The 14,982-nt window shown below is 38.3% G+C and carries 13 protein-coding genes and 1 pseudogene; all 14 read right to left on the bottom strand.

Annotated elements, in window-relative coordinates; genetic code table 11:
- Nucleotide 1 precedes the first annotated feature (1 nt).
- The 14 genes and pseudogenes from rapZ to uvrA all read right to left on the bottom strand — a co-directional run bounded on the left by rapZ (nucleotide 2) and on the right by uvrA (nucleotide 14,982).
- Nucleotides 2-883 carry an RNase adapter RapZ gene (gene rapZ / locus AC1DIT_RS01025; protein ID WP_016112506.1) on the bottom strand — a complete coding sequence of 294 codons (882 nt, stop codon included), beginning with the start codon at nucleotides 881-883 and terminating at the stop codon, nucleotides 2-4.
- Between the two features lie 20 nt (nucleotides 884-903).
- Nucleotides 904-1,362, bottom strand: coding sequence for an NUDIX hydrolase (locus tag AC1DIT_RS01020; RefSeq protein WP_476998009.1), 459 nt, complete (start codon nucleotides 1,360-1,362; stop codon nucleotides 904-906).
- Between the two features lie 244 nt (nucleotides 1,363-1,606).
- Nucleotides 1,607-2,308, bottom strand: coding sequence for a LutC/YkgG family protein (locus AC1DIT_RS01015; protein WP_016112507.1), 702 nt, complete (start codon nucleotides 2,306-2,308; stop codon nucleotides 1,607-1,609).
- Nucleotides 2,289-3,722, bottom strand: a complete 1,434-nt coding sequence (locus AC1DIT_RS01010; RefSeq protein WP_016132402.1) for a LutB/LldF family L-lactate oxidation iron-sulfur protein — start codon at nucleotides 3,720-3,722, stop codon at nucleotides 2,289-2,291. Before AC1DIT_RS01010 ends, AC1DIT_RS01015 begins: the two co-directional genes overlap by 20 nt.
- Nucleotides 3,723-3,738: 16 nt before the next feature.
- Nucleotides 3,739-4,464 (bottom strand): (Fe-S)-binding protein, encoded by a 726-nt coding sequence (locus AC1DIT_RS01005; RefSeq protein WP_476998008.1) that lies wholly within the window; start codon nucleotides 4,462-4,464, stop codon nucleotides 3,739-3,741.
- A gap of 214 nt (nucleotides 4,465-4,678) precedes the next feature.
- Nucleotides 4,679-5,488 (bottom strand): DUF368 domain-containing protein, encoded by an 810-nt coding sequence (locus AC1DIT_RS01000; RefSeq protein ID WP_476998007.1) that lies wholly within the window; start codon nucleotides 5,486-5,488, stop codon nucleotides 4,679-4,681.
- A 230-nt stretch (nucleotides 5,489-5,718) separates the two neighbouring features.
- Nucleotides 5,719-6,675 (bottom strand): thioredoxin-disulfide reductase, encoded by a 957-nt coding sequence (trxB, locus tag AC1DIT_RS00995; protein ID WP_016112511.1) that lies wholly within the window; start codon nucleotides 6,673-6,675, stop codon nucleotides 5,719-5,721.
- Between the two features lie 77 nt (nucleotides 6,676-6,752).
- On the bottom strand, nucleotides 6,753-8,264 hold the full coding sequence (locus AC1DIT_RS00990; protein WP_016112512.1) for a tetratricopeptide repeat protein: 1,512 nt from the start codon (nucleotides 8,262-8,264) through the stop codon (nucleotides 6,753-6,755).
- A 131-nt stretch (nucleotides 8,265-8,395) separates the two neighbouring features.
- Nucleotides 8,396-8,917 carry an acyltransferase gene (locus tag AC1DIT_RS00985; protein ID WP_003201873.1) on the bottom strand — a complete coding sequence of 174 codons (522 nt, stop codon included), beginning with the start codon at nucleotides 8,915-8,917 and terminating at the stop codon, nucleotides 8,396-8,398.
- 21 nt (nucleotides 8,918-8,938) lie between these two features.
- Nucleotides 8,939-9,577: a pyrophosphatase PpaX gene (gene ppaX / locus AC1DIT_RS00980; RefSeq protein WP_016131103.1), complete on the bottom strand. Its 639-nt coding sequence runs from the start codon at nucleotides 9,575-9,577 to the stop codon at nucleotides 8,939-8,941.
- Nucleotides 9,578-9,643: 66 nt separating this feature from the next.
- The gene (gene lgt / locus AC1DIT_RS00975; RefSeq protein ID WP_016131104.1) at nucleotides 9,644-10,456 is read right to left on the bottom strand and encodes a prolipoprotein diacylglyceryl transferase; all 813 of its coding nucleotides are present in this window, start codon (nucleotides 10,454-10,456) and stop codon (nucleotides 9,644-9,646) included.
- Nucleotides 10,457-10,479: 23 nt separating this feature from the next.
- On the bottom strand, nucleotides 10,480-11,394 hold the full coding sequence (gene hprK, locus AC1DIT_RS00970; protein WP_476998026.1) for an HPr(Ser) kinase/phosphatase: 915 nt from the start codon (nucleotides 11,392-11,394) through the stop codon (nucleotides 10,480-10,482).
- Nucleotides 11,387-11,641: pseudogene (locus tag AC1DIT_RS00965) on the bottom strand (phage holin family protein); the annotation flags it as partial. The gene hprK and the pseudogene AC1DIT_RS00965, both read right to left, overlap by 8 nt.
- Nucleotides 11,642-12,111: 470 nt before the next feature.
- Nucleotides 12,112-14,982: an excinuclease ABC subunit UvrA gene (gene uvrA / locus AC1DIT_RS00960; RefSeq protein ID WP_033670868.1), complete on the bottom strand. Its 2,871-nt coding sequence runs from the start codon at nucleotides 14,980-14,982 to the stop codon at nucleotides 12,112-12,114.

The following is a 14,982-nucleotide window of genomic DNA, read 5'->3' as shown; positions in this document are numbered from 1 at the left end:
CTTAATGGCCCTTTCTCTTCTCCACATCACGATGAGATACATGAACGATATATTCTGGTTTCAAATGTTTTCCAAGGTATTCTGCAAGCGTAACAGAACGATGTTGCCCACCTGTACATCCAATTGCAATTACAAGTTGACTCTTACCTTCTCTTTTATAATGAGGAAGCATGAAAGTAATGAGATCCGTCAGCTTTTCTAAAAATTTATGTGTTTCATTAAATTTGAGCACATATGACGAAACTTCTTCATCCAGTCCTGTTAAAGGCTTCATCTGTGGAATATAATATGGATTTGGTAAAAAACGAACATCAAATACTAAATCAGCATCAATCGGAATACCGTACTTAAATCCAAATGACATCACATTTACACGAAACGCTTGCTCATTTTCTGTTGAAAACAGATGAACAATTTTCTCGCGCAATTCTTTCGGTTTTAACTCAGACGTATCGAGTACAATATTAGCTCTTGCCTTCATGTCTGTTAATAAATTACGCTCTGCCTCAATCCCTTTTAACGGCAAACCAGTCGGCGCAAGCGGATGCGAACGTCTCGTTTCTTTGTAACGCGTTACAAGCGTGCTATCTTTAGCATCTAAAAATAAAATATGAGGAATGATCCAAGTGCGTTCTGATAAATCATCAAGCGCTCCCCATAAATGTTCAAAAAATTCGCGGCCACGTAAATCAATACCAAGTGCCACTTTATTCATTTTTCCTTTCGAGTCTGCCATAAGTTCAACAAACTTCGGCAATAACATCGGTGGTAAGTTATCTACACAAAAATATCCTAAATCTTCAAAACTTTGTAAGGCTACTGTTTTTCCTGCACCGGACATTCCTGTAATAATTACCATTTTAATATCATTATTCGCTGTCATTGTATCCCCTCCTTGACGGTTTAGCTCGGATCCAATCGATATGAAAGTAATTCAAAGTCTGGTGTATATACAAACGTACCGTAGATTATTCCATTTCCTTTAATTAAATAATCAATAATGTGATAATCTCCTGGTGCCATTGCTAACTCATCAATTTTATCAAATGTATGCCAGCCTATGATGCCTTCTTCGCTTTCCAATTTGTTTTCTCCTGCAAAATCTGTCGCTAAAAAGGAGAACATCATCCATTCAGAAACAACTTTATCACCTTCTTGAATGACAAAAGTGAAGACCCCCTTTAACGCTGGGTTCTTTAAATAAATACCTGTTTCTTCACGATATTCGCGAACAACGGAATCTCTTACTGTTTCACCGCGTTCCATTTTCCCGCCCGGTGCAACCCACCAGCTCCGACGAGGTTTTTGTAATAGGWGAACTTCATTATCTTTGATTAACACACAGTTTGTTACTCTTTGCATGTTTCTTCACCTCAGCTACTTATGATGAATTTCTTCATCACATACTCATTTCATTATACTATCAAAAACACTTTGTCACAATGAAGGAGCTCCTGGCCTAAAGAAACAAAAAAACGATGGAAATTAATTCCCATCGCTGTTGGATTACAAAATAGAATCCCTCACAATTGGCATATCTTATACGCAATATACAAAGATCAAGTCAAATCTTTTAACTCATTATTTGGTAAGGAGACGTAAATCCTTATTGATCATCCACAATAATATACGCTGTTCTGATTGGCCCATGTACACCTACGACGAGATTCATTTCAATATCTGCACTATTTGACGGACCAGAAACGAAATTCACACAAGCTGGCAATTTGTCTCCCGCTTTATTTTGATGGTGAATGACTTTTGTAGCCTGGGTTAACCTTGGCACAATCGTACTTTTAGGAACAATTGCAATATATGACTTAGGAAGAAGACTAACGTGCCTTCCTTTTAATCCATCATTAAATAGAACAACGGTTCCTGATTCAGCAAGAGCGATATCACTGAACGTAATGCCAAGGTCAGCAGCTTTCGCAAATTCTATGTTCTCTTCTTTATGATCTAAGCCCCACTTACGAAAATGTATTGTACCTTCATTGCTTAAAAATTGACTGAGACCATATTCCTTGAACCGTTCATCATTAGAATACATAACAGATTGGATATTCCACTCTGTTAGAAAAGATTGTAATGTTTCAACAAGCCTGGCCTTTGTTGTTCGCTTAACTTGTGTATGAATTACCTCACATTGCTCTATTAACTTTAGTACAAGTTCATCTTGTGTTAATCCGTCAAAAACAGTCCACTGCGGAGAAAAAGACCAGTTCGGTTTTTTTACTGCTTCCGGACGTTTTCTGCCAAGCTTTTCTGATAATTGGAATAAAAATTCCTCACGATTTTGGATGGCCATTATCGTTCTCCTTTACACGTTTTTTAAACCAATCTCTAAACGGTTGTTTTTCTGGAACTGGAAAATCTCTCGCATCCGTCCAAGCTTTTAACGGACCGATTCCACGCTCGATCTTGTCCCCTTTTGTAAGAGGCTTTAATGCATACGGAGCGGTCTTTGTAGCAAGGGAAAATAACCTGGAGCTATTCACCGCTTTTTCAAAACCTTTCATAGCCACGTTCCAAGCTACAGGTGATTGTTTCGCTTCTTCTACAATGTGGCGGCGATGTTTAATTAATAAATCGTGTAACGGTATTTTCACTGGACACGCTTCTGTACAAGCTCCACAAAGGCTAGATGCATAAGGTAAATCTTTATATTCATCATATCCTCCTAAAAGTGGTGTCAACACAGCTCCAATCGGTCCTGGATAAATGGAGCCATACGCATGTCCACCGATATGCCGATATATGGGACATACATTAATACATGCCGCACAGCGAATGCACTGAAGGATACTTTGAAATTCTGTTCCTAAAATATTAGAACGACCATTATCAACAATGACTAAATGAAATTCCTCAGGTCCGTCTGTCCCGCCGGGCTCGGTTAACCCTGTAATATAACTTGTTAACTTTTGTCCTACAGAACTTCGGCATAGAAGTGTTACTAATACATCAAGCTCTTCCCATGTCGGAACAATACGTTCCATTCCCATAACTGTAATTAACGTTTTCGGAAGCGTCGTGGTAAGTCTTGCATTTCCTTCGTTTGCCACGATAGAAATAGACCCAGACTCTGCAACAGCAAAGTTACATCCTGTCACCCCTACATCCGCTGTAAAAAAATCATCACGCAAATAATTCCTTACAAACCTCGCCATTTCCGTAGGATCAGATGTTCCAGTATAATCTAACTTTGTTTTAAATATTTCACAAATGTGTTCTTTATCCTTATGAAGACACGGAACAACAATATGTGATGGAGGATCGTGGTCGTTCACTTGCAGAATAAATTCGGCAAGGTCCGTTTCTAACACTTCTCCTCCAACCTCTTCAATCGCTTCATTTAAACTAATCTCTTCCGTTACCATAGATTTTGATTTCACAATTTTTTTCGCGTTTTTCTTTTTTACAATCCCTTTTACATATTCCCTTGCGTCTTCTGCAGTCTTTGCAAAATAAACAAAACCACCGTTTTTCTCAATATTTTCACTCAGTTGATACAAATAATAATCAAGGTTTTCTAATGTATGCTTTCGAATTTCTTCCCCTAAAGCTCGCCATTCCTCCCAATTCCCAAGACTCTCAGTAGCTTTTAATTTCTTGCCTCTAAGACCATCTTGTGCTTTCCTGACAGCCTGTCTCATGAATTGATCCCCTATACCTGTTTCAGCACGCTTATGAAAAGGATCGTTCCCAATTTTCATTCCCATCTTTATATCCCCCCTCTTATTTTCGATCTTCATTTAATACTTGAGCAATATGCTTTACATCAATTGGGTAACCATTGCGTGTTAAACGTCCTTTTATATTCATTAAGCAGCTACAATCCATCCCGATTAACAGTTCTGCACCGGTTTCCATAATATGCTTTACTTTTTCATCGACCATTTGCTCAGAGATTTCTGGCATTTTCACTGAGAATGTGCCCCCAAATCCACAGCAATCATAATTATGTGATAACGAAACAACTTCCAGTCCCTTTACACATTTTAATAATTTTTGCGGCGGTTCCTTAATCCCCATTAATCGGCTCATATGGCAAGATGTATGAACCGTTGCTTTTTTATGAAGCTCCGCACCTAAGTCTTCTTTCCCTAATACTTCAACAAGAAACTGTGTGAATTCATATGTTTTATTTGCAAGTTCAGTAGCTTTTTTCTTCCACTCTGCTTCACTTTCAGAAAATAAACTAGAAAACTCGTGAACCATCATAGCGCAAGATCCTGATGGCGCTACAACATATTCCGAATTCGCAAAAGCTTTAATCATATGTTTTGCAGCTGTTCTTGTTTCTTTATGATAACCGCTATTATAAGCAGGCTGTCCGCAGCAGGKTTGGTCTTTAGGGAAATCAACTTCACACCCTAAATCTTCAAGAATTTCCACAACATCTTTTCCTACTTCTGGATAAAAAACATCTACAACACAAGTGATAAATATTGACACTTTCATATTTTACACCCCCAAATAAAGTAAAGTAGCCTGTCATGAATTGTACTTTTACAGAAGGTTTACCTTCCTACCAAATGTTGAAAGGCAAGATAAAGCAGAAAAGTAAGCTCAAGTAACTTTTTCACCAAAAGGATCGCTTTCGTATATTTTTGGTAAAAAATACAAAAAATATAAATGCAAATAACAAAAAAAGTGATTGAGAGCTATCTCTCAATCACTTTTTCTTACTAAAATACGATACAATCGCAAACCCTAAAATAAACGTAATAATAGAACTTACAATCGACATACCACCGGCTGGAATCCCAGGAAACACTACTGCAATCGATCCGATGACAAGCCCAATAATTGCAGCGAATGTTGCACTTTTAAAATGTGCTAATAAGTAGCTAATCCCTTTACTACTCACCACAAATCCAACCATAACACCTGCACCAATGACTGCAATTAGCGGTAGGTTTAATGTTGTTAATGCATTAATCGCTGTTGGATATACACCAATAATTAATAAAATAAATGATCCGCTAATCCCTGGAAGTAGCATAGCCATACTTGCCATCCAACCTGCCAAAAATAGTCCAATTGTATTTAAAATTGTTAACGTAGTAATCGGATCTGCCGCTTTATCTGGCTTAAAAAATGCTGTTACAGCTACAAGAGCCGCTGCAACGATTAGTAGAACAATATGTCCTGCTTTAAATGTTTCCTTTGCATTTGCTTCCTTCATTAACATTGGTAAATTACTCAAGATTAAACCAAGGAAGAAAAACTGCGTTGGCTCATAATGATTTGCCAGTAAATACTTAATCACATGACTTAATGTTAAAAATGCCACCGCTACACCAGCAGCAAGCGGAATTAAAAAGCCTAAATGTTTTTTCCATTCACGACTAAAGAATCCGCTAATTGCCGCAAGCAATCTTTCATAAATCCCTAGTACAACAGCAATTGTCCCGCCGCTTACACCAGGAATTAAATCACTAACTCCCATACAAAAACCACGATATATATTACGCCATTCCATACTGAATAAACTCCTCATTTCCCATAATCATTTTTTTCGTAAATTCTAGTATAACAATAACTATTTGTGCGTCCCATGAGAAATTTGACAAACATTTGACATTTTAGGCAGAAATTGAACTACCCCCACCTTCACTTCGTTTAGAGGAGGGGGTCTTCTCGGTTAAAATGATAAAAAAAGAAAGCTACCATCTATGAAGGTAACTTTCTTCTTTAAAAGGATTCATATCCTTATTTTTCTGTTACAGTTTTTAATTCCTCTAACAACTCTTCTACATAATGCTGTGCACTTTGTGCTGCGATACTACCATCGCCAGTTGCTGTTACAATTTGACGAAGCATTTTTTCGCGAACATCACCAGCTGCGAAAATACCAGGAACTTTCGTTTCCATACGTTCATTTGTTTCAATATAACCATTTTCATTTGTAATGCCAAGCTCAGTAAATGGTTTTGATAGTGGTAACATTCCGATATAGATAAAAGCACCATCTGCTTTAAATTCTTGTTCTTCACCAGTGTTAACATCTACAAGTGTTACACTACCTACTTTACCATTCTCTTCGTTAATTTCTTTTACAGTATGATTCCAAATGAAGTCCACTTTCTCATTTTGGAAAGCACGGTCTTGAAGAATTTTCTGTGCGCGAAGAGCATCACGACGGTGAACGATTGTTACTTTTGATGCGAAACGTGTTAAATACACACCTTCCTCAACAGCAGAATCTCCACCGCCAACAACAACAAGTTCTTTCCCTTTAAAGAAAGCGCCGTCACATACCGCGCAATATGATACACCACGGCCGCCAAGTTCTTTTTCACCTGGTACACCGATTTTTTTATACTCTGCACCACTTGCAACAATAATCGCGCGTGTTTTGTATTCTTTTTTACCAGCTACAACTGTTTTATATTCTTTGCCATCGATGACTTCTTTCACATCACCATATGCATATTCAGCACCGAATTTCTTCGCATGCTCGAACATTTTATTTGATAAATCAGGTCCTAAAATAGATTCATAACCTGGATAGTTTTCTACATCTTCTGTGTTTGCCATTTGTCCGCCTGGAATACCACGTTCAAGCATAAGCGTGCTTAAATTTGCACGAGACGTATACACTGCAGCTGTCATCCCAGCTGGCCCAGCACCAATAATAATGACATCATAAATTTTTTCTTCTGACACACTATTCACTCCTATTCATTCCTACCATAACTTACTCTCATTATACTGTTAGCATCTGTTTTTTCCCAATGATTTGCCTACGTGTGAGTACGCTTTACTACTTGCACATATTTTCTCACAGTTGCCACAGATACATTATATATATTTCCAAGTTCGGCCTGTGTCATTTTATTTCTCTGTTCTCCGCGCACAATATACTCGATTGCCGCAGACCAACCAAACACGTTTGTAAATACCGTCCCAGATGTATATAGGCGTATAAAGGTACAAAACCAAAAATGTAAGCACTCTTCAATCAATTCATCTTCTTTATTTGTATAGTTATATAAGGCATCCGCAATCCGAATACATTGTTCAAACGGTTGTAACTCGCTCGGAATACTCTTATGACTGCTCATTAAAAAGAAGTATTTTGCCAGTTGCGAAACAATTGGCACACGATTTTTCGCCTGCGTCACATCAAAGAAAAAGCCAATCTTCTCAGGTGTTGTTAATTCATTCATTAAATACAGTGCTAACATTTGCTCTTCTAACGTTGTACTTTGCTGGAAAGATTTCCTCAGCTCTTCAAACAAAACATTCTGTCCTTCATCAGCTAAATGCAGGGCATTCCACGGCTCTTTCCCTTTTTTATCAGGGTGTAATTCTACAACAGATTGCCACATCTTTTCCGCTGTCTGTTGATCTTTTATCATATAAGCAGAGTATGCAAACCAATAGTAAAAGCTGACATCTCCTTCATAACCTTGACGCTTTAATAACCTTAACCATTTATATGCCGATGCAAAGTGACCAATTGTCGCGAATGTTGTTCCTAGCTTCAATCGATGCTCAAATGACATCGGATATACGGATTCTAGTTGCTTCGCTAACGCTTCTACTTGCTTATGCTCTCCAATTGAATATAGAAAAATAAGCGTATTACATAACGCATGCATATTACCAGGATTTTTCTCTAAAATCATCTCTGTTAACTTTAATGCTTTATCTACATTTCCTAACTGAAAATGAGCAATTGCTAAATTATTATAACCCGACCAAAATTCTGGATAATCTTTCGTAACAACTTCAAGTGTAGCAATTGCTTCTTCTAATTGTCCGTTGCGAATATAACGGTTCGCTTGTTCCTGCATGACAATTAACTCATCTTCATCTTCAAACTCTTCCGCATCCATTGATTCTTCTTCCATAATTTCAAGCAATTCTAACGTCTCTTCCACAAATTCCTTCTCTGTAGCTATCTCTAAATATTGCTCCGCATACTTCTTCGCCTGCTGAAACAAGCCAAGATATGCGTAATTATTTGCTACAAAATAATAGCACTGTTCAATATTAGAATTCGAACGAATCAGTTTCAAGAAAATTTGATTTGATTCTTGATACTCACCGACTTCCGATAATACCGTAGCTAATTGACATAAAATAAACGGCTCTTTCTCACTTTGTGCCGCTCTTCGAAAATATTTAATCGCATCTTGTAATTTATGATTGCGATAAGACTTCATCCCTTTTTTATAAAAGAAATCAGCTAATTGATTAAAAGAGATAACTTGTCCGTTCTCCTTAAATATTCTTTGATTTTTCCCCATATATCCTCCAGTTTTTTGTTTTCTTCGTTCACACCTTCTTCTATTTATAAGTATAAACGATTCCGTAAAAAACAAAACAGTATATTATAATCAATTATTTCCTTTTTATTCATAAAAAGAGAAGAGAAATGTTACATTTTTAACATTGACTTTCTCCTCTCTGCCATCTCTTCCTTCGTATAAATGATACGCATTGGATTTCCACCTACAAAAGCACCGCTTGGTACATCACGGTGAACAAGCGTACCTGCTGAAACAATAGCACCGTCCCCAATCTTCACACCTGGCAATACAGTTGAATTTGCTCCAATCATCACTTCATTCCCTATGATTACTTCTCCAAGACGATATTCCGTAATTAAATATTCGTGAGCTAAAATCGTTGTATTGTAGCCAATTATTGAATTTGCTCCAACTGTAATCTTTTCTGGAAACATAGTATCAGGCATAGCCATAAGTGCAAATGATGTTTGCTCTCCGACTTTCATCCGTAAAAACGTGCGATACAACCAGTTCTTCACAGATAAAAATGGCGTATAGCGTGCAATTTGAATAACAATAAAATTTTTCATTACCTTAAAGAAGGATACTGTTTTATACACATTCCATAATGAATTTGCTCCTGAAACAGGGTAGCGCGTTGTCCGTCGCACTTTGCTCTCTCCCCTTATCTACTATTCAGACAAAATGGATAATAAATCACTCATTTTATCTAGTACATAATCCGGCTTATACGATTCTAAGTACTCTCTACCTTTAATCGTCCATGCCACTGCTGCTGTTTTCGTACCTGCGTTTTGTCCGCCTACTATATCATGATGGTTATCACCAACCATTAATGTTTCTTCCGGTTTTGCATCCAATAGTTTCAATGCTTTTTGAATGGGTTCTGGATGTGGTTTCACGTGTTCTACATCATCAATTGTTACAACAACATCAAAGAACTCCTTTAATTTTGAAAGCTTTAAACCCATTTCTACTGTTTGTCTCGCCTTCGTGGTCACAATTCCAATTTTATAACCTTGTTTCTTTAATTCCTGAACGGTTTCATAGACAGTTTCATATTCTTCCACTAGTTCATCATGATGGTCATGATTAAACTGACGATAGCACTGAATCATCTCATCTACCTTGCCCTCATCCATTGAACGAAACGTCTCATGCAAAGATGGACCGATAAATGGCAATATATCTTCGCGCTTATACTGATCTGGATAGTACTTATTTAACGTGTGTAAAAAAGAAGAAATAATAAGTTCATTTGTATTTATTAATGTTCCATCTAAATCAAATAACACTGTATTTATTTTCATATGCTAAGGTCCTTTCACTGCCTGAATATGAAAGAAGCAGCATCTCATATAAGATGCTACTTTTCTCTAGTTTTCTGAATATCTTTTATCAGCTTGCCCCATTATACGTCTCACAATAATGAAAATGATAGAAATAGCAACAAGCCCGATGGACATCACTTGCGCAATGCGAAGCGGTCCTAACATTAAGCTATCCGTACGTAAGCCTTCCACAAAGAAACGTCCAACTGAATACCAAATTAAATACGTAAAGAATAATTCACCACGGCGTAAATTCGCTTTGCGTAATAACAATAATAGAATTACACCTGCAAAATTCCATAATGATTCATATAAGAACGTTGGATGATAATATACACCATTAATATACATTTGATTCACAATAAACTCTGGTAAATGTAAGCCTTCTAAAAACTGTCTTGTTACTTCACCGCCGTGAGCCTCTTGGTTCATAAAATTTCCCCATCGGCCAATTGCTTGTCCAAGAAGAATACTTGGTGCTGCAATATCAGCCAGCTTCCAGAAGGAAATACCACGTTTTTTCGCAAAGAAAATCCCCGTAATCACCGCTCCGATTAAACCACCATGAATCGCCAATCCACCTTGACGAATATTAATAATTTGCCTTGGGTCTTGCACATAATATTCCCACTCAAAAATAACATAGTATGCGCGTGCGCAAATAATCGCGATTGGTACCGCAATTAAAACAAGATCGACAAAAGTATCTTTTGGAATACCTAATCGTTCACCCTCGCGCGTAGCTAACCAAAGTCCAAGCAAAACACCTGTCCCAATAATAACCCCATACCAATAGACTGGGAATGGTCCAAGCTGAATCGCTACACGATCTAGCTGTGGTACAGAACCTAACAGCATATGTATGACCTCTCTCTCCAAACTTATTCTTGATTTCCTAGTTCAATCGCACTCATTAAGCGCTCAGAAAATTGTTGTGCTGCATTGACTCCCATTCGTTTTAATCTGAAGTTCATTGCTGCTACTTCAATAATAACAGCCAAGTTTCGGCCAGGACGAACTGGAAGTGTAATCTTCGTAAGTTCTGTATCTATAATTTTCATTTTCTCTTCATCAAGACCTAGACGATCATAGTTTTTCTTTTGATCCCAAATCTCAAGATTAATCACAAGTGTAATACGCTTGTAGTTTCGCACAGCCCCTGCACCAAATAACGTCATGACGTTAATAATACCTAGACCACGAATTTCTAGTAAATGCTCAATTAAATCTGGCGAGCTTCCTACTAACGTATCTTCATCTTCTTGACGAATTTCTACGCTATCATCCGCAACTAAGCGGTGACCGCGTTTAACAAGTTCAAGTGCTGTTTCACTTTTCCCGACGCCGCTTTGACCTGTAATTAAAACACCAACACCGTAAATATCTACTAATACACCGTGAACGGCAGTTGTTGGTGCTAACTTACCTTCTAAATAATTTGTTAAACGACTTGATAGTCTTGTCGTCGTTTGGGAAGAGCGTAAAAGAGGCACACCAAACTCACGTGATGCTTGCAATAATTCTCCAGGTACATCTTGACTACGCGTTACAATAATACACGGCGTCTCTTCTGTACAAAGAGCTGTCATTCYTTCTTGCTTTTGCTCAGTTGTTAATGTATCAAAAAAAGTAAGCTCCGTTTTTCCAAGAAGCTGTACGCGATCTGCTGGATAATATGTAAAGAATCCTGCCATTTCAATTCCAGGTCGCGATAAATCACTTGTATCAATTGGACGATGAATTCCTTCCTCACCACTTACTAATTCCAATTGAAATTGCTCAATTAAACAAAGAATCTGTCATCTCTAATGTAATTGCATTAATTACAATTAGGAAGAAACCAAATGTTAAAACAGTAATCGGTAACGTAATTAAAATTAATAACGGTTTTACAAACACATTTAAAATCGACAAAATAATGCTCGCGATAATCGCGGTTTGTATGTTTTCTATGTAAAATGCGTCTGGTGCAATTCCCTTTAGAAGACCTGATACAACAATTAATACGACGCTATTTACAAGAAGTGATAGAATCCATCTCATTTTCTTACACATCCTTTTGATATATATACTTAATCATACGCTAATGGATAGCAAACGCCAAGTAACCATAAAAAAAGCGAGGGAAAACCTTTCTTTTTTGGTGGGAAGAGAGCATCCACCCATCCATAGGGGGGACAGATCCTTTTTTCGCCCCATCCCAGGAGGAAATGAGTAGAAGTCTCCTTTTGGCTTCATAGTCATGATTTGTATGCTGAAAACCGAAATGAGTTTATCCCGCATTAACGGACAGTAACACTCCCACCTCAAAATTCAGCGAAAGCAAAGAAGTTAGGTGGGAGATGAACTGTCCGTAAAAGCCCGATTCGTTCAACTCATAATCAGTGGGGGATGAAGAAAACCCCCACTGATTAAAGTTTCACTTTATATAACAACTTATTCCAGCCCTTATACTTGTATACCTGCCACGCTAAATCCTCTCCCAAACTAAAACAAGGAGCTAGCCAATTGGCTTAGCTCCCTACTTCAACCCCATTCATCTTCTCTTTCATACGAGCCGTATCACGCTCTAAAATCTCTTTTAAATACTTCCCTGTATACGAACGTTCTTCTTTTACAACTTGCTCCGGCGTACCTGATGCAACGATTTGACCACCTTTGTCTCCGCCTTCTGGACCAAGGTCAACAATGTAATCTGCTGTCTTAATTACATCTAAGTTATGCTCGATAACAAGCACAGTTTCCCCACTTTCAACAAGGCGCTGTAATACTTCTAGAAGTCGTGCAATATCATGTGCATGTAAGCCGGTTGTCGGCTCATCTAAAATATATAACGTACGACCTGTAGAACGGCGATGTAATTCAGATGCAAGTTTCACACGCTGCGCTTCACCACCCGATAATGTAGTAGCCGGCTGCCCTAATTTCATATAGCCTAGCCCTACATCTACAAGCGTCTGCAACTTCCGTTTAATTTTCGGGATGTTGGCAAAGAATTCTACCCCATCTTCAATCGTCATTCCTAGTACTTCAGAAATGTTCTTATCTTTATATTTCACTTCTAACGTTTCACGATTATAACGTTTTCCATGACATACTTCACATGGAACATATACATCCGGTAAGAAATGCATTTCAATTTTAATAATCCCATCACCGCGGCAAGCCTCACAACGGCCACCTTTCACGTTAAAACTAAAACGTCCCTTTTGATACCCACGTACTTTTGCTTCATTCGTTTGCGCAAACACATCACGGATATCATCGAAAACGCCTGTGTATGTCGCTGGATTCGAGCGCGGTGTACGTCCGATTGGTGATTGATCAATATCAATAACTTTATCTAAATGCTCAAGGCCTTTAATTTCCTTATGAGCTCCTGGCTTACTTTTCGCTTTATATAATTTCTGTGCTAACGATTTATATAGAACTTCATTGATCATCGTACTTTTTCCTGATCCAGATACGCCGGTTACTGCTACAAATGTCCCAAGCGGGAATGACATCTTCGCATTTTTTAAGTTATTTTCTTTTGCACCAATAATCTCGACCTTACGCCCATCCCCTTTACGTCTCTCAAGTGGGACCGGAATAAATTTCTTACCGCTTAAATATTGCCCTGTTAATGAATTATCATCATTCATCACTTCATCTGGCGAGCCAGATGACACAACTTGCCCACCATGAATTCCTGCGCCAGGGCCAATATCAAGTAAATAATCGGCCGCCATCATTGTATCTTCATCATGTTCAACAACGATTAGCGTATTTCCTAAATCACGCATTTCCTGTAATGTACGAATCAGGCGATCATTGTCACGCTGATGTAAGCCGATAGAAGGTTCATCAAGAATATATAATACACCAGTTAAACGAGAACCAATTTGCGTTGCAAGACGAATACGCTGTGCTTCCCCACCTGATAATGTTCCTGCTGCACGGCTTAATGTTAAATAATCAAGTCCAACGTTAATTAAGAAACTTACGCGCTCTTTAATTTCACGTAAAATTAAACGAGCAATCTTTTCTTGTTTTTCTGTCAGTTCAATGCCCTCGAAGAAATCATAAACTTCTTGAACAGAGTACTTCGTTACATCCGCAATCGTTTTTCCGCCAACAAAAACAGCTAAGCTTTCTGGCTTCAAGCGGCCGCCCTTACATTTCGGACACGCCTGCTCCGCCATATACTTCTCCATTTGTTCACGAATGTAATCAGAACTTGTTTCACGGTAGCGACGTTCAATATTTGGAATAACTCCTTCAAATAAAATATCACTTTCTTTCACTTGTCCAAAGTCATTCACATAACGGAAATAAACCTTCTCTTCTCCACTTCCGTACAACACTTTATCAAATAACTCTTTCGGTATATCCTTCACAGGCATATCCATATCAATGCCGTAATGATTACACACAGATTGCAGTAATTGCGGATAATATTGCGAACTAGTCGGTTCCCAAGGGGCAATCGCATGCCCATTTAACGATAAGTCCCAATTTGGAATTACAAGTTCTAAATCTACCTCTAATTTTGAGCCAAGCCCATCACAAGACGGACACGCACCAAATGGGCTATTGAAAGAGAACATACGAGGTTCTAATTCACCGATTGAAAAACCACAATGCGGGCAAGCATGATGCTCACTAAATAAAAGCTCCTCTTCTCCAATCACATCGATTAATACACGACCTCCACCTAGTTTCAATGCACTTTCAAGAGAATCTGCAAGGCGGCTTGCAACCCCTTCTTTCACAACGATACGGTCAATTACGACTTCAATGGAATGCTTCTTGTTTTTATCTAACGTAATTTCTTCAGACACATCAAGCATTTCTCCATCAACACGAACGCGAACATAACCTTGTTTCTTTATATCCTCTAATACTTTCACATGTGCACCTTTACGACCTGATACAATCGGTGCTAACACTTGTAATTTCGTGCGCTCTGGATATTCTAAAACACGGTCTACCATTTGTTCTACCGTTTGTGATGTAATTTCAATCCCGTGGTTCGGACAGATCGGTGTCCCAATACGCGCAAATAATAGGCGTAAATAATCATAAATCTCTGTCACCGTTCCGACTGTTGAACGTGGGTTACGACTCGTCGTTTTTTGATCAATTGAAATTGCTGGCGATAACCCTTCAATTGTATCCACATCCGGTTTATCCATTTGCCCTAAAAATTGGCGCGCATACGCGGATAAAGACTCCACGTATCTGCGCTGCCCTTCTGCATAAATCGTATCAAATGCTAATGATGATTTCCCTGAACCAGACAGACCTGTCACAACAACGAGCTGATTTCTCGGAATGGTTACATCAATATTTTTCAAGTTATGCGCCCTCGCACCTTTTACTACGATAAAATCTTTGCTCAC

The organism is Bacillus sp. 05T22 (assembly GCF_056396765.1).
This window is presented reverse-complemented; position numbering and strand designations above follow the sequence as displayed.